The organism is Rhodobacterales bacterium HKCCA1288 (genome assembly GCA_015693905.1).
Classification (GTDB): Bacteria; Pseudomonadota; Alphaproteobacteria; order Rhodobacterales; family Rhodobacteraceae; genus M30B80.
The window spans coordinates 1469413-1488455 of the sequence record CP065161.1 but is presented as its reverse complement, the minus strand read 5'-3'; the positions used below and the strand labels follow the sequence as shown (position 1 = coordinate 1488455).

Here is a 19043-nt window from a genome sequence, read left to right as displayed (position 1 = left end):
GCGAGGAGCATGGCAGATTGGAAAAACTGGATGCGCGAGGCGAATTATATCGCAGGCGCATGGGTGGGCGCCGATGATGGTGCGACCTTGGATGTTACAAACCCCGCCACGGGCGAGGTGATTGGGCAAATTCCAAAATCTGGCCAATCAGAAACCATGCGCGCGATTGATGCAGCCCATGCAGCTTTTCCTGCTTTTGCAGCGATGGACTTGATGGGGCGCTTGGCGCTTTTGTGGAAATTGCACGATGCGTTGATGGATAACCAAGACAGTTTGGCCGAATTGTTGACCCGCGAGATGGGTAAACCTTTGGCTGAAGCGAAGGGCGAAATTGCCATCGGTGCGCAATATCTGCGGTGGTATGCAGAGGAGGCCCGCCGTGTGAAAGGCGAGATCGTTCCTGCAGGCGTCAATGGTCGCCGTATTTTGGTAACAAAGCATCCCGTGGGTGTTGTGGGCATGATTACGCCTTGGAATTTCCCCTCCTCGATGCTGGCCCGCAAACTTGCGCCTGCTTTGGCGGTTGGCTGCACAGTTGTTGCGAAGCCTTCGGAAGAAACCCCCTATTCAGGCTTGGCTTGGGCAGCTTTGGCCGAGGATGTGGGCTATCCCAAAGGGGTGATTAACATCGTCACGGGGGATGCACCCGCCATTGGTGGGGCGATGATGGCCCGCCCTGAATTGCGCAAAGTGACCTTCACGGGCTCGACCAATGTGGGCAAATTATTGATCCGCCAGTCAGCTGATACAGTCAAGAAAGTCTCCATGGAATTGGGGGGGAATGCTCCATTCATCGTTTTTGACGATGCTGATCTGGATCGTGCGATTGACGGGGTAATGGCCTCTAAGTTTCGCAATTCTGGTCAGACCTGCGTTTGCGCCAATCGTGTTTTTGTGCAGGCTGGTGTGCATGATGAATTCGTGGCGAAACTGGTTGAGAAAACCCGCGCGCTGAAACTTGGAAATGGCATGGATGCGGGCGTGACCCAAGGGCCGTTGATCAATCAAGCGGCGTTGAAAAAGGTCGAGGGCTTTGTGGAAGACGCCAAAGCCAAAGGTGCCACTGTGGCCACAGGCGGCATGCGGGATCAATTGGGCGGCACATTCTTTCAGCCAACGATTTTGACAGGGGCCAAAGCCGACATGGAATTTGCGCAGGAAGAAATCTTTGGCCCTGTTGCGCCCGTGTTCAAATTTGAGACAGATCAAGACGGGATTGATATGGCCAATAACACCCGCTTTGGCCTTGCGGCTTATGCCTACACCTCCAATTTGGCGCGCGCGATGCGCCTTGATCGAGATTTGCAATATGGCATGGTCGGGATCAATTCTGGCATGATCACCACGGTTGAGGCCCCCTTTGGCGGCGTCAAGGAATCAGGTCTTGGCAAAGAGGGCGGCAGCCAAGGTGTCGAAGATTATCTTGATACCAAATATGTCTGCATTGACGGGCTCTGATCCCACTTCCCTCGACCTGATGCGTGTGGGGGATTGCGCATATGGTCGAGGGGCGCGTGGATGCGCATGAGGCATGCATATGCCCTGACCTGTAGAACGACCGCTTAGGTTTGGGATTTAGGTTAAAAGGATTTCCGCGCGCTCAAGGCCGCGGAAATCGTGCCATCGTCAAGATAGTCCAATTCACCCCCGATGGGCACACCTTGCGCCAGTGATGTGATTTTCACGTGTCCTTCGCGCGCCATTGGGGCGAGTTCGCCTGCAATGTAATGGGCGGTGGTTTGACCATCAACGGTGGCATTCAGCGCAAGGATCACTTCTTCAATTCCATCTCTAGCGACCCGCTCAATAAGGCGCGGGATACGCAGATCGTCAGGGCCAACATCGTCTAGTGCCGATAGCGTGCCACCCAAGACATGATAACGTCCGCCAAAGGCGCGGCCGCGTTCCATCGCCCAAAGATCGGCGACATCCTCGACCACGCAGATTTGGCCATTGCCCCGCTTGGGGTCGGTGCAAATCGCGCAGACCTCATCGGTTCCGATATTGCCACAAGAGAGGCATTCTCGCGCGTCACGGGCCACTTCGGCCAAGGATTGCGCCAAGGGTGTCATCAGGCCTGCGCGTTTTTTGATCAGGTGCAAAACCGCACGCCGTGCCGAGCGTGGCCCAAGACCAGGCAAGCGCGCCATCAGCGCGATCAATTCCTCTATTTGGCGCGCGCCTTCGCTCATCGAAATCAGAAGGGCAGCTTCATGCCTGCTGGCAGGCCAAGCTCAGCAGTGATTTTTTGCAATTCTTCCTGACTGCGATCAGAGGCTTTTGCTTGCGCATCTTTGATGGCGGCCAAGATCAAATCTTCGACCACTTCCTTGTCATCCCCATTAAAGATGGAGGGATCTATATCCAAACCCACCAATTCGCCTTTGGCGCTGGCTGTGGCCTTTACGAGGCCTGCGCCTGCTTCCCCTGTGACACGGATTGTGTGCAGGTTTTCTTGCATTTCCGCCATGCGGGTCTGCATTTCTTGCGCCTGTTTCATCATCTTGGTCATATCGCCAAGACCGCCAAGGCCTTTGAGCATATCAATCATCCTTTGTGGTTAATCATCTTCGAACGGATCCCATTCATCTTCGATCTCGGGCAAGGCCTCGACCGCAGCATGGGCCTGAATATCTGTGTGACTGCGGATATCTGTAATTTTGGCGTGTGGAAAGGCCAAGAGGACGGCCTGCATCAGCGGATGGTCTTTGGTCTCTTTTTCAAGCTCGGCACGCTCCGCATTCGCTTGCTCTTCGATGGTGGGTGCGCCGCCCGAGGAGACGACCGAAACCACCCATCTTGTCCCTGTCCATTGCGTCAAGCGCTGGCCAAGGCGCGGCCCCAAATCTTCGGGCGCGCGGTCGGTGGGTTCAAATTCAATGCGCCCCGCGCGATAGGAGGCCAAGCGCAAAGTGGTCTTGACCTCAACCAACAGTTTGATGTCGCGCATCTCTTCGATCAATGCGACCACATGTTCAAAAGTTGGGTATCGGGCCAGTAGGGCCTCTGGGGCCTCAGAAAGGGCCGCTTGTGGCGCGCCATTTGCGCCGCCTGTGCTGCTTGGAAGGCTTGAGCCTCGCGCGGGTGCGCCATGCGATCCGCCTTGTGTGGGGGCTGGCCCGCGCGGCGGTGCGGCAGGGGGCGGTGTTGTGGATTGCAGCTTACGGATCAAATCATCGGGGCTTGGCAATTCGGCCACATGGGTCAGGCGGATAACGGCCATTTCGGCGGCCATCATCGCATTGGGGGCAAAGGCCACTTCCTCAAGCGACTTCAGCAGCATCTGCCACATCCGCGACAAGGCGCGCATTTGCAAATCCCCCGATAGCGCCATCCCGCGGCTGCGCTCATCAGGAGAAATAGAGGGGTCTTCCGCGGTTTCGGGCGAGATTTTCACAACCGACAGCCAATGGGTGATATCGGCCAAATCCCGCAGAACTGCCATTGGGTCAGCGCCATCAGCGTATTGCGTGGCCAATTCATCCAATGCCCCCTTGGCATCGCCGCGCATGATCATCTCAAACAGATCCATGACACGCCCGCGATCTGCAAGGCCGAGCATCGCGCGCACTTGTTCCGCGCTGGTCTCGCCTGCCCCATGGGAAATTGCCTGATCCAAAAGGCTGAGCGCATCGCGCACAGACCCTTCCGCCGCGCGCGTGATCAGGGCCAAGGCTTCGTCCGTGATTTCGGCTTTTTCCAGATCCGAGATTTTGCGCAAATGCGTGATCATCACCTCGGGCTCGATGCGGCGCAAATCAAACCGCTGGCAGCGCGACAATACGGTGACAGGCACTTTGCGAATCTCTGTGGTCGCGAAGATGAATTTCACATGGGCAGGCGGTTCTTCCAATGTCTTAAGCAGCGCGTTGAACGCGCTGGTCGACAGCATGTGAACCTCGTCAATTATGTAAATCTTATAGCGCGCGCTGGCAGAGCGATAATTGACGCTTTCAATAATCTCGCGGATGTCATTCACGCCAGTGCGTGAAGCCGCGTCCATTTCCATGACATCGACATGGCGCCCTTCGGCAATAGAGGTGCAAGGTTCGCATTGCCCGCAGGGTTCAGTCGTGGGCTTGCCCGAACCATCAGGGCCAATGCAGTTTAGGCCTTTAGCAATAATTCGTGCGGTGGTCGTTTTCCCTGTGCCGCGAATGCCTGTCATAATGAAGGCTTGCGCGATGCGGTCTGCGGCGAACGCGTTTTTCAGTGTCCGCACCATGGCCTCTTGCCCGATCAAATCGGCGAAACTTGCGGGGCGATATTTGCGCGCAAGCACCTGATAGGCTTGATCGGTGGTTTGGGTCATAGGGTTTCCAACGGCTCTTGACGGTTTTTGCTTGGCAGAACGGCGTCCTGCCTGCAGGGTTAATAGCAAACTAGGCGCAGATGAGCGGCGCGGCAACCGCTTCCTGCGCGCAAAGCAAGCGGGGACGCGATGAGCGATAGATCACGGCTTTTGATATTCCTGTTTTTGATCTTGGCCAGCGTCTTTGTCGCGTTGGTTCATCTATGGGCCGCTCTTGTTGAGGGCGGGTTTCGGGCCATCCCGTTATCGGTGGTGTCGATCTTCGTGTTGATCCATTTGCCCGCAACCGCCGCGGGCATTTGGTTATGGCGTCAAGGGGCCTTGGGGCGGATGCGCTATTTGGTGCATGGGCTGACCCTCTATTTTTGCGTGGCCCTGTTCTTCGCGATGGCGGGGAATTTTATTTGGGCTTCACTTGTGAATGGCCTTTATGGTGGGGGCAGCTAAGGTCATCACGCTTTGGGCGGTGTGATCCCCGACCAGTCCCATATGGTGCGCCGGTCATCGGGCATTTCAGGTGGGGCGGATTTTGCCTCGAACCCATCTAAAAACGCCAAAGGGTCATCAAAAGGCAGGTCAGATAATGTTTCGGGGGTGCTCTCCCACCACGCGCTGCGTAGAAGTCGCGTTGCAATCTCAGGTGCAAAACGGGGACGGATGACACGGGCGGGGTTGCCGCCAACAATCATGTAATCTGCCACATCGCGTGTCACCACAGAACCCGCTGCAATCACCGCGCCATTGCCGATGGATATACCATCACGCAGCAGCACATCTTGGCCAATCCAAACATCGTGCCCGATGCGCACAGGCCGTGCCGCGCCATCATACCGAGCAGAGTCAGGCAAGGGGGGCAGGTCAAACATCCGCCGCCTGCGGGGTTGATATTGCACAGGCGAGGTTGTCACCCAGTGATTCGGATGGCTGGCCCCCATGACGCGGACATTTTCGCTGATCGAGCAATATCGCCCAATCCAACCCGCATTAAACACGGAATGGCTGTAGGAATAGGCACCAAGCGGCATCAGACCTTTTGGATTATGCTGGCTGTGGCGCTCAAACTTGGCGCTTGCATTGTTCAAAACATGGCCTGCGCGCAGTTTTGGATAAAAACGCATAGGCAGCGTTTCGACCAATGCCAAATCGGTGCAGCGAAAGCGATTCATTGCAGCCTATTCCCCGAAACTCCGTAACCCAAGCCACAGCTTGGTTGGTTTTGGGCATCGCCGCAAGGGTTCAGGTGACACTTATTTGCAGGGGAAAGGTGAGAGGCTGGACAACGACCCAAGCGGGACTCGTTACGGCTGCTTCCTTCCGGATCTGACCGGGTTGGCGAGGAGCCTGTCCGCGCCAACCTCTCAACCCCTCAATTAGTCAATCTTAGCTCTTGGTGCAAGGGCTGCAGAAAAAATGCAGGCTACAGCGTGATTTCAAATTGTGCGAACCCTTGGGCCGAGACGCCACAATAGGCCAGACCATTCAAATCGCGCTCTTTGCCGACCTCCCGCGCAGTAGGGGATGTGCTGAATAGAGCCTTCGCGCCGTTTAGGGGTGTAAAGCGCCAAACTGGCTTGGGCGTAACCGCAAGGGGGCTTTGCGTGCTAAGATAGGCGCAGAGGATCTCTTCGATAGGCATGGGGGTCATATCCCCTAATTTTGCTATGCCGCGCGCGGGCGCGGTGAAATGACCGCCCCCGCCCGCCCGATAGGAGTTGGTGGCGACATGAAACCGCATCTCTGAACGCAGCGGCGCATCTTGATAGGTTATGTTCTCAATCCGTCTTGCATGTGGGTTTTTTAGGACACCTTCGGGGTCAAAACGGGCGGGTTGGGCGAGGTTGATCTCATAGCTCAGGCCATAGAGCGTGTCGAAATTATAGCTCATTGCGCGCGGGTCAATAAGTTCGGGCCTGCCATGCCCTGTGATCTGCACAAAGGCCGATGCACTGCGTTCAAGCCATTCGACAATATCGGCACCCGTCACCTCGACCACCTCAAGGCTGTTGGGATAAAGGCAAATTTCCGCCGCATGTTTGCGCGTTAAATCACCCGCGGGGATGTCGATGTAATGATCAGGGCCCGCCCGTCCGCCCGCCTTATAAGGTGCAACCGCCGATAGCAGGGGCAGGTCTTCTGCGCCGATCTCGGTCAAAGCATGGGCTGCGGCCTTGCGCTGCGCATCGGCCAAAAGCGTGCCAATCGCGCAAGGTGTGATCATCGAAAAATAACTGGTCAGCCGAGTCTCAGTTTGCCCAAGAGGGCGCCGAATATGGGCTATGACGCGGTCATGAATTGGGGTTTGCGGTGGTTTTGCGACCGCTTTTGGGCGCAGCATGTGATGTGCTGCATGGCCCTCTATCGCCCGCCACGCATCGCCATCTTGTGCGAGGGTGAGATGGATCAGTCCAATGCCACGGCCCCAGAATTTAGGTTGAACGGCAGGTTTGCCGTGAATGCGCCCGCGGTAATGGTCTAAGGCGGGCAGGGGTTCAGCTGCGGCTGATTTTGGATCGGGGAAGAGACGATGCGTATGGCCAAAGATCAGCGCGTCAATTTCAGGAATGCGCGCCACCGCGGCGGCGGCATTTTCGCCTGAAGGATCATGGCCGTTGCGGTCGATTCCACTATGGCAAAGGGCCACAACAATATCGGCCCCGTCAGATTTAAGGGCGCGCGCAGTGATGGCAGCTTGCTCGGCGATGGGGGTGACTGTGACGCGGCCTTTTAAAAGGGCGCGATCCCATTGCAGAATTTGTGGCGGCACCAAGGCCAAAAGCCCGATTTTAATTTCGTGGCTGCGACCCATTTCATCTCGGAAATTGCGGGTGAGCATGTGGGACTTGGCAAGGCCCGCTGGTGCAGCAATACCTTCGACATTTGACAGGACCACTGGAAAATTCGCGCCCTTGGCGATGGCTTGGGTGAAGTCTAGCCCATAATTGAAGTCGTGATTGCCAAGCCCCATCGCGTCGTATTGCAGCGCATTCATTGCCGCAACGATTGGGTGCGGCCCTGACTCACGGGCGGCCAAATCCCCCAACGGGGTTCCTTGAAATGTGTCCCCATTATCAAGCAGTAGAGAATTGGGAAAAGCGCCACGCAATCGTGCAATCAGCGGGGCTAAAGCATCAAGCCCGCGGGTGGGGTCGGGGGTGTCGTGGAAATAATCATATTCTGTAAGATGAGCGTGTAAATCGGTGGTCGCAAAAAGCGTGACCTTCAGACGCGCGGACCGCGCCGTCCTTGTGATGATCCGTCCCGCAGCCAAATCTCATCCCCTTATGATGGGGGCATCATACAACCATAAGGGTAGTGCTGCGCAATCCCATTCTTGTTGCACCGCGTTCACGTCTCTGTAAGGTTCGGGCGCGAAGCAAGGATCACATCACATGCCCCTTTTACCAACTGCCTCTGCCGTCACCTTTGGTGGATCGAATTTAGATCGTGCGGCGCATTTGCGGGATGATCCTGTGCAATTGGGGCAAATCGCAAAGGCGCATATCTTGGTTCTGTGGCGCGGCAAGGTGCTATGTCAGCGCGATGCAGAAACGGGTCTGGCGTCCTTGTGCTTTTTGCCAAAAGACGCACCGCTTTTGCGAGATCTCGCAGAGGAGGCGCGGTTGTTTTTGGGGCTGTCCGAGGATGGGGTGGCCTATTTTGCGCAAGAGCTCAGCAATTGGGACCCTGAATTGCCAGAAGGGGTCAGCTTGAACTCCTTTGTTGATCTGTCCGAGCAGGCTCATCCAGATGCGCCCGAGGGCGCAGTGTTTTTGGAATTGCGCAGCATTATGATCACCCTGCCTCCACGCGCAGCGGAATTGGCAGCAACAGCCCGTGCTTTGTTGAATTGGCACAGTTCGCATCTCTATTGCGCCAAATGCGGCAACCCTTCGCAGATGGTGCAGGCCGGGTGGCAGCGCAAATGCCCCGCCTGTGGCGCCTCGCATTTCCCGCGCACGGATCCCGTGGTGATCATGCTTGTGACCTATGGCGATCAAATTTTGTTGGGGCGTTCGCATGGTTGGCCCGAAGGGATGTATTCCGCACTCGCAGGGTTTGTCGAACCTGGTGAGACAATCGAGGCCGCCGTGCGCCGCGAAGTGTTAGAAGAGGCGGGGATCACCACATCCGAAGTGCGCTATGTTGCCAATCAACCTTGGCCTTACCCCAACTCTTTGATGTTCGGCTGCCTAGCCACCGCCACAAGCACAAAGATCACGGTTGATCCAAATGAATTGGATGATGCGCGATGGTTAAGCCGCCAAGAAGCGATGGATGTCTTTTGTGGGTCACACCCAGAAATATCTTCGCCGCGCAAAGGTGCAATTGCGCGGTTTTTGCTGGAAAACTGGCTCGCAGATCGGTTCATATAGGCTGCAAACGGTGCGCGATTGGGGTGGTCTTTGGCCAGACGCCCTGCCTTCACAGCGCGTAAAAGATCGGCGTATAGCATTGGGGTGATCAGCTATGAAATTCAAAGCGACCGAAGATATTGATGCCCCGCTTGAACTGGTGTTCGAGCGGTTTTGCGATTTTACGCAGATCGAAGCTGATTTGACGGGACGCGGCGCCAAGCTCGTGCGGGAAGGCGGGTGGTTGCAGCCCCGCAAAGGCACAGGCTGGTCAGGTGAGATCAAATTGCGCGGCCGCGCGCGCCCTGTTTCTTCGCAAATCACGAATTTCATCCACGAAGAGGTGATGGTGATTGAAAGCCAAATCGGGGGAATGCAGACGATCTATGAGCTGCGCTTTCAAGGCATCAATCCGCAAATGTCGAATGTCAGCGCGACCTTGGAGTTGAAGCCAACCACGTTAAGTGCGCGGCTTGTGATCCAATCTTTGAAACTTGCGCGGGGCCGCGTTTTGCAACGGATGACGGGTTATTTGGTGCGCCGTGGCAATGAGGTCGAGGCGGAATATCGCGCTTCCTTGGGCTAGGTTTAGCCTTGCGGCGTCATGGCCTTACGTTGGCGTGCGCGCTCTATCCCCAATTGCCGTTCTCTTAGTATGATGGCGATGCCTGCCGTGATGATGATGGCCGCACCCACCAACATGGTCGTGCTTGGGATTTCGTCAAATATGATATAGCCCACCCCAAGCGCCAAGAGCATCGAGCTATATTCAAACGGCGCTATCAAGGAAGCATCGGCTTCGCGATAGCTTGAGGTGAGCAGAATCTGACCCACGCCGCCTAAAACGCCCGCCAAGATCAAGAGCATCGCTTCGCGGGGCGCAGGGATGACCCACCCCCATGGTAGGGTCAAAAGGGACATTAAGGTCGCCGTAATTGAGAACCAAAAAACGATGGCCGATGTGGCTTCGGTTGCAACCATTTTGCGCACAAACACCTGTGCAAGGGCGGCGCATACCGCGCTCATCAAAACAATCATTGCCCCAAGCGCCTCGGCATGGGTGGTGTCAGCGCCGCCAAGGCTGAGGCGCGGAGAGAGAACAATCACCACGCCAAGCATCCCCAAACCCACCATGCTCAGGCGAAAAAGCCGCACATCTTCGCCCAAGAACATGGCGGCAAAAACAACCACCAAAATTGGTGCGGCATATCCAATCGCGGTTACTTCGGGCAATGGCAAAAGGCCAAGCCCCGCGAACCCAAGCCCCATCGCACTGGTGCCCACAACCCCACGCCAAACATGACCCAAGGGCGAGACTGTGCGCAGGCCGTTTGACAATTCATGTCGCATCCACAGCCATGCGATGATCACAGGCAGCGCAAAAAATGATCGAAAGAAGACGGCCTGACCCGGCGGCACATGGTCAGAGGTGGCTTTGATCAACGATGCCATCCCCACGAAAACGCATACAGACGCGATTTTCAGGGCAATGCCGCGAAGGGGGTTCATGTGAGGGGCGCTCGCGCAAATCTTGTGTCGGCGCAAACCTTGCGCGAGGCGCGATGGCAATGCAAGGGCGGATTAGGCCCCGTAATCGCGGCTAGGATCAGCGGGATAGCTGCCTAAGATTCGCAACTCGCTGGTGAAATATTCCAACTCTTCCAAGGCCAATTGCACGGCGCGATCATCGGGGTGCCCTTCGATATCGGCATAAAATTGTGTCGCCGAAAAAGATCCCCCAACCATATAGCTTTCAAGCTTGGTCATGTTCACGCCATTGGTCGCAAAGCCGCCCATGGCCTTGTAAAGCGCCGCAGGGATGTTGCGCACGCGAAAAACGAAGGTGGTCATCATATGTTCCGCGCGTGGGCGTAGATCGGCCTTTGGCTCCATGATCAAGAATCGTGTGCGGTTGCTGTCTTGATCCTCGATATGACGGGCCAAAATATCGAGATCAAAGATTTCAGCAGCAAGTTCCGAGGCAAGCGCGGCCTTGGCTTTGTCGTCCCATGCAGCAACATCGCGCGCGGCGCGGGCATTGTCGGTGGTTACACAGCCTTTAATGTTGTTTTCTTTTAAGAATTTCGAGCATTGCGGCAAAAGAACCAGATGCGACCACGCCTCTTTTACGTCAGAAATCTGGCTGCCTTTGACACCCAAAAGATTGATGTGAACGCGCACAAAGGCCTCGCCCACGATATAAAGGCCACTTTCAGGCAACAGACGATGAATATCGGCCACACGGCCATAAGTCGTGTTTTCTACGGGCACCATCGCGGCTTGAGCATCGCCTTGGCGCACCGCATCCATCGTTTCCTCAAAGCTTGCACAGGGCAGCACATCCCAATCGGGGCGTGCTTCGCGGCAGGCTTGGTGAGAATAGGCACCAAGCTCTCCTTGAAAGGCGATGCGGCGTGGGTTTGCGGTGGCAGTCATAATAAATCTTTCAGATGGGCGTTCTGTCGCGCTTCCTATACCTTGCCATCTTATGTTGGAAGAAGATAGATAGCCCTCAACTCGGGCTAGAGAACGGGAACGACATGTTTGATACAATGACCATCACGAAAGCAGGCGCATCGCTTTGCGCAGCCCTGCTTGCACTTCTCCTCGCTGGTTGGGCCAGTGACGGGCTATATTCCGTTGGCACTGCAAGCCATGGTGAAGAACACGTTAGCGGCTATCCGATTGAAGTGGCCGATGCCGGTAGCGCCGAACCTGCCGAAGAGGTGGTTGAGGTTGCCTTTGCCGATGTATACGCCGCCGCAGATGCGGGCGCGGGTGAAGGCCTGTGGCGCCAGTGTCAGGCCTGCCATTCGCTGGAGCAAGGCGCCAACGGTGTAGGCCCCTATCTTTATGGCGTTGTTGGCCGCGCAAAGCATTCGGTTGACGGGTTCAACTATTCGGATGGCCTCCGCGCCTTGGAAGGCGATTGGACACCAGAGAACCTCAATGGTTTCTTGGAAGCACCTCGCGAATATGCACCTGGCACTGCCATGGCCTATAACGGGATGCGCAAGGTCGAAGACCGTGCAAACCTGATTGCCTATCTCGCGACCATCGGCAACTAAGCTCGTCTCGAGAGATTGTATTTTTCAGAAGGCCGCCCTGTCAGGGGGCGGCTTTTTTCATTCACAGATTCGCGCGCAAACTTCATGGGGTCTGGTTCTTTGCTGTGTGATCGCTAAGTTATTGGGAAATGACAAATCGCCCTGCATGGGCGCACGCAGAGATAAGGGTCGGGAGGTTGCGATGCACGAGAGACGGATGGTGCCGAAATCCTTGGCAACGGGCCTGATGGGGGCCGTGATAATTGGCATGGGTGTCACGCAGGCATTGGCGCAAGACTTGATCGAAACCCACGCCATATCCACCTTCGGAACACCAAAATACGCGGCGGATTTTGAGCATCTCGACTATGTGAACCCAGATGCGCCACAGGGTGGGGAGATGTCCTTTTCGTGGCCCTCAGGCACGTTTGACTCGCTGCACCCTTACACGCGCGTGGGTAATTCGGCGGTTTTGTCCTCGATTTTCTTTGAATCCATGTTGACAGGCACGGCGGATGAAATCGGCGCCTCTTATTGTCTTTTATGCGCAACCATGCGGTTTCCTGAGAGCCGTGACTATGTGATTTTCACCCTAAGGCCAGAGGTGCAATTCTCAGATGGCACGCCTGTCACCGCGGATGATGTGCTGTTCTCTTACGAAATTCTGCGCGATGAGGGTTTGCCATCCTTCCGTGCATCTCTGCCCATGACCATTGAAAGTGCGGAGGTTTTGGGCCCGCGCGAGATCAAATTCACCTTCAATCCCGAAAGCCCGCTGCGGGGGCGGATTGAGGCGGCGGGTGGCTTGCCCGTTTTCAGCCGTGCGAGCCATGAGGCATCAGGTTTGGCCTTTGAAGACAGCCGCCTCACGCCCCTCATCGGCTCTGGCCCTTATGTTTTGGGCGAAGCGAATCCGGGTCAACGTGTGGTCTATGTTCGCAATCGGGACTATTGGGGAAATGATCTGCCCATCAATCGCGGGCGGAACAATTTCGATAGCATCCGAATTGAATATTATGGCGATGCGATTGCCGCCTTTGAGGGGTTCAAGGCGGGCAATTACCTGTTCCGTCAAGAATCCAGCAGCCAAACTTGGGCCACAGGCTATGATTTCCCGCGTCTGAATGATGGGATCATTATTCGCGAAGAATTGCATGATGGGTCTATCACTTCGGGTCAAAGTTTTGCGATGAATTTGCGGCGTGAAAAATTCGCTGACCCGCGTGTGCGCGAAGCGATTGCGTTGATGTTCAATTTTGAATGGACAAACCAGACTTTGTTCTATGGGCTTTACGCGCCGAATACGAGTTTTTGGGAAAACACCTATTTGGCCGCGCATGGCCTGCCATCTGAGGCTGAGTTGGCGCTGCTGGATCCATTGCGGGATCAACTGCCTGCACGGGTCTTTACCGAAGATGCCTTTGCCACCCCGCCCTCTGACCCTGATCGCAGTCTCGACCGCCGCGCCGCGCGCCGTGCCTCTGCCTTGCTTGAGGAGGCGGGATGGGTCGTTGGTGATGACGGGATGCTGCGTGACGCGAATGGCGCGACATTGGATGTGGAATTCCTGAATGCCAGTCCGTTGTTTGATCGGATCATCAACCCCTATGTCGAAAACCTACAGGCGATTGGGGTGAACGCCATTTTGACCCGCGTTGACCCTGCGCAATTGCAGCAGCGGCAACGAGATGCGGATTTTGACATTATCACGGATCACTTCCCCATGGGCTTTGAGCCGGGATCAGGGTTGCGCCAATATTTTGGGTCGCTTGGGGCGGATGAGTCACTCTTTAACGTCATGGGTTTGGCTGATGAGGGTGTCGATGCCTTGATCGAAAAAGTGGTCGATGCTGAAACGCAGGAGGAGTTGACCCCCGCCGTGCAGGCGCTTGACCGTGTGCTGCGTGCCCATGTTTTCCGCGTGCCGCAATGGTATAACCCCAACCATTGGGTCGCCTATTATGACATCTATCGCTATCCCGACACGCTGCCGCCCTATGATCTTGGCTTCCTCGATTTCTGGTGGGTTGATCCCGCGGCTGAAGCCGCGCTCAAAGAACAGGGCGTGTTGTAAACTTTATGGCAAGCTATATCCTCAGACGTCTTTTGCTGATGATCCCGACATTATTGGGGATCATGGTGATCAATTTCGCCCTTGTGCAATTCGTGCCAGGCGGGCCGATTGAGCAGGTGATCGCACAGCTTGAGGGGGAAGGGGATGTATTCGCAGGCATTTCTGGCGGCGGCGGTGACGCAGGCGCGCAGATGGAGCAGGTCGGCAGCGATTACCAAGGCGCGCGCGGCTTGCCGCCGCAATTTTTGGATCAGCTGAAGCTAGAATTTAACTTCGCGCGCCTTGTTTGCGAAGATGGGTTTACGGGCACCCCTTCGTTGCGTGCGCCAGAATGTGTGGCCGAAGACATCCCCGCGATGGAGAGGTTTTTCCTTATGATGGGGGATTATCTGCGCTTTGATTTTGGCGACAGTTATTTCCGCTCAATCTCTGTGGTGGATTTGGTGATCGAGAAATTGCCTGTCTCCATCACCTTGGGGCTGTGGTCGACCCTCATTGCCTATTTGGTCTCGATCCCCCTTGGCATCCGTAAGGCGGTGCGCGATGGCAGCCGCTTTGATACTTGGACAAGCGGGTTGATCATCGTGGCCTATGCGATCCCTGGGTTTCTGTTTGCGATTTTGCTGTTGGTTTTGTTGGCGGGGGGCAGTTATTTTCAGATTTTCCCGCTGCGTGGTCTGACTTCGGACAATTGGGAAGATCTGAGCCTCTTGGGTAAGATCGGGGATTATTTTTGGCACATCACCCTACCTGTGCTCGCCTCGACCATTGCAGCTTTTGCCACGCTAACGCTTTTGACAAAGAACAGCTTTTTGGATGAAATCAAAAAGCAATATGTCATGACAGCCAAGGCAAAAGGGCTGTCGGAGGGGCGGGTGCTTTATGGGCATGTGTTCCGCAATGCCATGCTGATTGTCATCGCGGGCTTTCCCGCGGTTTTTGTGTCGGTGTTTTTTGGTGGCTCACTGATCATCGAGACTATTTTTTCCCTCGATGGTTTGGGGCGTTTGGGCTTTGAGGCGGCTGTGAGCCGTGATTACCCCGTTATTTTCGGAACGCTTTTTGTGTTTGGGCTGATTGGTCTGGTCGTGGGGATCTTGTCGGATCTGATGTATGTTTGGATCGACCCGCGCATTGATTTTGAAACGCGGGAGGTGTGAGCGCATGATCACGCTCTCCCCTCTTAACCAGCGCCGTTGGCGCAATTTCAAGGCCAACCGCCGCGCGCTTTGGTCATTGATGATCTTTCTTGTGCTTTACGGGATTAGCCTATTCGCTGAAATCATTGCCAATGATAAACCGATTTTGGTGCAATATCAGGGCGGCTATTACACGCCTATTTTTAACTTTTACCCTGAGACAGAGTTTGGCGGCGATTTCCGCACCGAGGCGGTTTATCGTGATATTGAAGTGCAATGTCTGATTATCTCGGGCGGGTTAGACGCCTGTTGGGATGATCCAGAAGGCGTGATTGAAACCGTTCAAACCACAAGGCGGTTTGATGGCGTAGAGGTTGCAAAGGGCTGGCTCCTCTGGCCGCCCATTCCCTATAGCTACAATACCGTCAACGATATCGGGCGCGCGGCCCCATCGCCGCCTGATGGGAACCATTGGCTTGGCACGGATGACACCGCACGGGATGTTTTGGCGCGTGTGATCTACGGGTTCCGTCTTTCGGTGACATTCGCGCTGATCGTCACCGCGCTGGCCTCGGTGATCGGAATCGCGGCGGGGGCGGTGCAGGGCTATTTTGGCGGCGTGATTGATCTTATTTTCCAGCGTGTGATCGAAATTTGGGGCGCGACCCCAAGCCTTTATATCATCATCATCGTTGCCGCGATTTTCACCATGGATTTCTGGCTCTTGGTGTTTTTGATGGTCTTATTCGGTTGGACATCCCTAGTCGGGGTTGTCAGGGCCGAGTTTTTGCGCGCCCGCAATTTCGAATATGTGCGCGCGGCCCGTGCGCTTGGCGTCTCGGATCGTGTGATCATGTTCCGCCATGTGTTGCCAAATGCGATGGTGGCCACGCTGACCATGCTGCCCTTTATCGTCACGGGCACGATTGGTTCACTGGCTGCGCTAGATTTCTTGGGTTTTGGCTTGCCCTCATCCGCCCCGTCTTTGGGCGAGATGACCTTGCAGGCCAAAAACAACCTGCAAGCACCATGGCTGGCCTTCACGGCGTTTTTTGCCTTTGCGATCATGCTGTCGCTGTTGGTGTTCATTTTCGAAGGGGTGCGCGATGCGTTCGACCCCAGAAAGACGTTCCAATGAGCCTGCTGTCGGTCGAAAATCTACGCATCACCTTTCAGCAAGATGGGCGGCGGATCGAGGCGGTGCGCGGTGTGTCTTTTCACATCGAGGCAGGGGAAACTGTTGCATTGGTGGGCGAGTCTGGATCAGGCAAATCTTTGACCGCGCTTTCTACTGTATCGCTTTTGCCTGATGCGGCCGAAGTATCGGGCGAGGTGCGCTATCGCGGCGAAGGCCTGATCGGCGCGCCTGAGGCGCGGCTGCGCGCGGTTCGGGGCAATGACATAAGCTTTATCTTTCAAGAGCCGATGACATCGCTGAACCCCCTTCATACCATTGAAAAGCAACTGGGCGAGGCGCTGAGCCTGCATCAGGGCCTGAGCGGTGCAGAGGCGCGGGCGCGCAGTGTCGCGCTTTTGGAAAAGGTTGGTATCCCTGATCCTGCGGCGCGGATCGGGGCCTATCCGCATCAATTGTCAGGCGGACAACGGCAGCGCGTGATGATTGCAATGGCCTTGGCCAACGGGCCTGATCTTTTGATCGCAGATGAGCCCACCACTGCGCTTGATGTCACCATTCAGGCGCAAATCCTTGATCTTTTGGCCGAATTGAAAAAATCCGAAGGGATGAGCCTTTTGTTCATCACGCATGATCTCGGCGTTGTGCGCAAAATCGCGGATCGGGTTTGCGTGATGCAAGCGGGCGAAATTGTTGAGCAGGGCAAAACAGCGGATGTTTTTGGGGCGCCTCAGCATCCTTATACCCAAAAGCTTTTGGCGGCTGAGGCCACGGGCGCGCCTGCCCCTGTGGCGAAAGATGCGCCTGAAGTGATCGCATGTGACGCCTTGCGTGTTTGGTTTCCAATCACTGCGGGGCTGCTGCGCCGCAAAGTGGGGGATGTGAAGGCGGTCAACGCCGCCACTCTCTCAATCCGCGCGGGGGAGACAATTGGCATCGTGGGCGAGTCGGGGTCAGGTAAAACCACGCTTGCGCTTGCGCTGATGCGCTTGATCTCGTCACAAGGGCCGATCCGTCTAGAGGGGCAAGACATTCAAGGTTTGAAAAGCGCGGCAATGAAACCCTTGCGCCGCGATATGCAGATTGTGTTCCAAGACCCTTATGGCTCGCTTAGCCCGCGCATGACGATTGAACAAATCATTGCCGAGGGGTTGAGCATTCATCACCCTGAAAGCAAATCCGCGCGACAAGAGCGCGTGGCTGAGATGTTGCGAGAGGTGGGGCTTGATCCAGCCATGATGCATCGTTACCCGCATGAATTTTCGGGCGGTCAAAGACAGCGCATCGCAATTGCGCGTGCGATGGTGCTTAATCCAAAGCTTGTCGTTCTAGACGAACCAACATCGGCACTTGATATGACCGTGCAAGTTCAAATCGTGGAATTGTTGCGCGATCTGCAAGCAAAAAAGGGGCTGGCCTATTTGTTCATCAGCCATGATCTGCGTGTTGTGCGCGCCTTAGCGCATCGGATTTTGGTGATGAAATCAGGCGATGTGGTCGAGATGGGTGAGGCGGCGCAGGTCTTTGATGCACCCGCCCACCCTTATACGCAATCGCTGCTGCAGGCTGTTCTGAGCCATTAGATGGCTGAAGAATGTCCTTCGCTGCGCATTTCATAAGCATCAAAAGCGCGCGCGATCATGCGGGTCAGGGGGCGCCCCTCTGGATGAATAAAGAAACCAGATTGCGTGACTGACACCATATTGGGAAACTGTCGCGCTGTGCTTTGAAGCAGGGCCTCAAGACTTGCGGGCGCGATTTCAAAATTCCCCAAAATTTCGGCGCGGTCGATTTGGAAATCGCACATGATGGCTTCGATCAGTCGGGATCTGAGCCGATCTTCTCCTTTGAAGACATGACCACGCCCTGTGGCCAATGCGCCTGCACGGACGGCTTTTTGATATTCGGCGGTGCTTGAGGCGTTTTGCGCATAGCCTTGTGGAAAGCGCGAAATAGCCGAAGCGCCTAACCCAATCAGCGTATCGCAGGTGTCATCTGTGTAACCCTGGAAATTGCGCCGCAGACGACCTTCACGCGCGGCACGGCCCAAGCTGTCATCGGGTCGGGCGAAATGGTCGATCCCGATTTCCTGATATCCATCCCACATAAACAATTCACGCGCGACATCGAACAAGGCAAGCCGTTCTTCGGGTGTCGGTAAAGCATCGGTTGGGATCATGGATTGACGCTTGGACATCCATGGCACATGGGCATAGCCATAAAGCGCCACGCGGTCAGGGCTTAGCGAGAGCAGCATTTGAACAGTTTCTGCGATGCGCTTTGCATCCTGATGAGGCAGGCCGAATAGAATATCTGCATTCAGCGAAGTAATCCCACGCGCGCGGATGGCATCCACCGCTGCCTTTGTCACATCATATGTTTGCAGGCGGCCAATTGTGTTTTGAATTTCGGAATGAAAATCTTGTACCCCGATTGAAGCGCGATTCATTCCTGCAGCCACCAATGCATCAAGGCGCGCGTCATCTATTTCGTTTGGATCAATCTCAACCGAGAATTCATAGTTCTCATCAAGAGGAAGCACAGTTTGCAAATGGCTTGCGAGATCTGTCATCTGTGCAGGGCTCAGCAAGGTAGGCGTGCCGCCGCCCCAATGCAATCGCGCCAGTTTCACCCCCTTTGGGAGGAGTGCAGAGAGATTGGTGATTTCTTGTTTTAGGCTTTCCAGATAGGCAATGATCGGCTCGTCCGAGCGCACCCCTTGTGTGCGGCAGGCACAGAACCAACACAGGCGTCTGCAAAATGGCACATGGATATAGGCCGAAATGCGCGCACCTTCGGGCAACCCTTGGATCCATGATGCGAATCTTTCCGAAGTCACGTCATTCGAAAATTTCGTGGCGGGCGGGTAACTGGTATAGCGCGGCACTTTGGCGTCGAACAAACCCAGTTTGCGGAGTTGCGTGTTATTGTCCATCAGACTACCATAAGGCGAACCGACCAAACTGGGATTGACCTAGATCAAC

The 19043-nt window shown here is 55.5% G+C and carries 17 protein-coding genes and 1 other RNA gene; 9 read left to right on the top strand and 9 right to left on the bottom strand.

The window, feature by feature from the left end; all coding sequences use genetic code 11:
- Positions 1-9: 9 nt before the first annotated feature.
- On the top strand, positions 10-1458 hold the full coding sequence (locus I3V23_07265; GenBank protein QPI84423.1) for an NAD-dependent succinate-semialdehyde dehydrogenase: 1449 nt from the start codon (positions 10-12) through the stop codon (positions 1456-1458).
- Positions 1459-1580: 122 nt separating this feature from the next.
- On the opposite strand, the gene recR is transcribed toward I3V23_07265, so the two are convergent.
- Genes recR through I3V23_07250 form a run of 3 tightly spaced genes read right to left on the bottom strand, consistent with a single transcriptional unit; the run spans position 1581 to position 4312 of the window.
- Positions 1581-2192 carry a recombination protein RecR gene (gene recR / locus I3V23_07260; GenBank protein ID QPI84422.1) on the bottom strand — a complete coding sequence of 204 codons (612 nt, stop codon included), beginning with the start codon at positions 2190-2192 and terminating at the stop codon, positions 1581-1583.
- Positions 2193-2197: 5 nt separating this feature from the next.
- Positions 2198-2542 carry a YbaB/EbfC family nucleoid-associated protein gene (locus I3V23_07255; GenBank protein QPI84421.1) on the bottom strand — a complete coding sequence of 115 codons (345 nt, stop codon included), beginning with the start codon at positions 2540-2542 and terminating at the stop codon, positions 2198-2200.
- An 18-nt stretch (positions 2543-2560) separates the two neighbouring features.
- The gene (locus tag I3V23_07250) at positions 2561-4312 is read right to left on the bottom strand and encodes a DNA polymerase III subunit gamma/tau (GenBank protein QPI84420.1); all 1752 of its coding nucleotides are present in this window, start codon (positions 4310-4312) and stop codon (positions 2561-2563) included.
- Positions 4313-4441: 129 nt separating this feature from the next.
- On the opposite strand from I3V23_07250, the gene I3V23_07245 reads away from it, so the two are divergent.
- Positions 4442-4759 (top strand): hypothetical protein, encoded by a 318-nt coding sequence (locus tag I3V23_07245; protein ID QPI84419.1) that lies wholly within the window; start codon positions 4442-4444, stop codon positions 4757-4759.
- Between the two features lie 5 nt (positions 4760-4764).
- Here I3V23_07245 and I3V23_07240 read toward each other — a convergent pair whose 3' ends face one another.
- From I3V23_07240 to I3V23_07230, 3 genes are all read right to left on the bottom strand, one after another.
- Positions 4765-5478, bottom strand: coding sequence for a CatB-related O-acetyltransferase (locus I3V23_07240; protein ID QPI84418.1), 714 nt, complete (start codon positions 5476-5478; stop codon positions 4765-4767).
- A 96-nt stretch (positions 5479-5574) separates the two neighbouring features.
- An RNA gene (gene ffs / locus I3V23_07235) (signal recognition particle sRNA small type) lies at positions 5575-5673 on the bottom strand.
- 56 nt (positions 5674-5729) lie between these two features.
- A complete protein-coding gene (locus I3V23_07230; protein QPI84417.1) occupies positions 5730-7580 on the bottom strand; it encodes a bifunctional 2',3'-cyclic-nucleotide 2'-phosphodiesterase/3'-nucleotidase in 1851 nt (616 codons plus the stop codon).
- A 121-nt stretch (positions 7581-7701) separates the two neighbouring features.
- On the opposite strand from I3V23_07230, the gene nudC reads away from it, so the two are divergent.
- Entirely contained in the window at positions 7702-8685 is a 984-nt protein-coding gene (nudC, locus tag I3V23_07225) for an NAD(+) diphosphatase (protein ID QPI84416.1), read from the top strand.
- A gap of 94 nt (positions 8686-8779) precedes the next feature.
- On the top strand, positions 8780-9250 hold the full coding sequence (locus tag I3V23_07220) for a hypothetical protein (GenBank protein ID QPI84415.1): 471 nt from the start codon (positions 8780-8782) through the stop codon (positions 9248-9250).
- Between the two features lie 2 nt (positions 9251-9252).
- Here the strand turns inward: I3V23_07220 and I3V23_07215 are convergent, their stop codons facing one another.
- Both I3V23_07215 and I3V23_07210 read right to left on the bottom strand, forming a co-directional pair.
- A complete protein-coding gene (locus I3V23_07215) occupies positions 9253-10173 on the bottom strand; it encodes a DMT family transporter (protein QPI84414.1) in 921 nt (306 codons plus the stop codon).
- 72 nt (positions 10174-10245) lie between these two features.
- Positions 10246-11100 carry a prephenate dehydratase gene (locus I3V23_07210; GenBank protein QPI84413.1) on the bottom strand — a complete coding sequence of 285 codons (855 nt, stop codon included), beginning with the start codon at positions 11098-11100 and terminating at the stop codon, positions 10246-10248.
- Positions 11101-11204: 104 nt separating this feature from the next.
- Between I3V23_07210 and I3V23_07205 the strand changes: the two genes are divergently transcribed.
- From I3V23_07205 to I3V23_07185, 5 genes are all read left to right on the top strand, one after another.
- Positions 11205-11732, top strand: coding sequence for a cytochrome c family protein (locus I3V23_07205; GenBank protein QPI84412.1), 528 nt, complete (start codon positions 11205-11207; stop codon positions 11730-11732).
- 145 nt (positions 11733-11877) lie between these two features.
- Positions 11878-13785, top strand: a complete 1908-nt coding sequence (locus I3V23_07200) for an ABC transporter substrate-binding protein (GenBank protein ID QPI84411.1) — start codon at positions 11878-11880, stop codon at positions 13783-13785.
- A 5-nt stretch (positions 13786-13790) separates the two neighbouring features.
- Entirely contained in the window at positions 13791-14945 is a 1155-nt protein-coding gene (locus I3V23_07195) for an ABC transporter permease subunit (GenBank protein QPI84410.1), read from the top strand.
- Positions 14946-14952: 7 nt separating this feature from the next.
- Positions 14953-16062, top strand: a complete 1110-nt coding sequence (locus I3V23_07190) for an ABC transporter permease (protein QPI86736.1) — start codon at positions 14953-14955, stop codon at positions 16060-16062.
- Complete coding sequence (locus I3V23_07185; GenBank protein QPI84409.1) at positions 16059-17642, top strand: ABC transporter ATP-binding protein; 1584 nt, start codon at positions 16059-16061, stop codon at positions 17640-17642. Before I3V23_07190 ends, I3V23_07185 begins: the two co-directional genes overlap by 4 nt.
- On the opposite strand, the gene hemN is transcribed toward I3V23_07185, so the two are convergent.
- The gene (hemN, locus tag I3V23_07180) at positions 17639-18994 is read right to left on the bottom strand and encodes an oxygen-independent coproporphyrinogen III oxidase (GenBank protein QPI84408.1); all 1356 of its coding nucleotides are present in this window, start codon (positions 18992-18994) and stop codon (positions 17639-17641) included. The genes I3V23_07185 and hemN overlap by 4 nt on opposite strands.
- Positions 18995-19043: the final 49 nt, after the last annotated feature.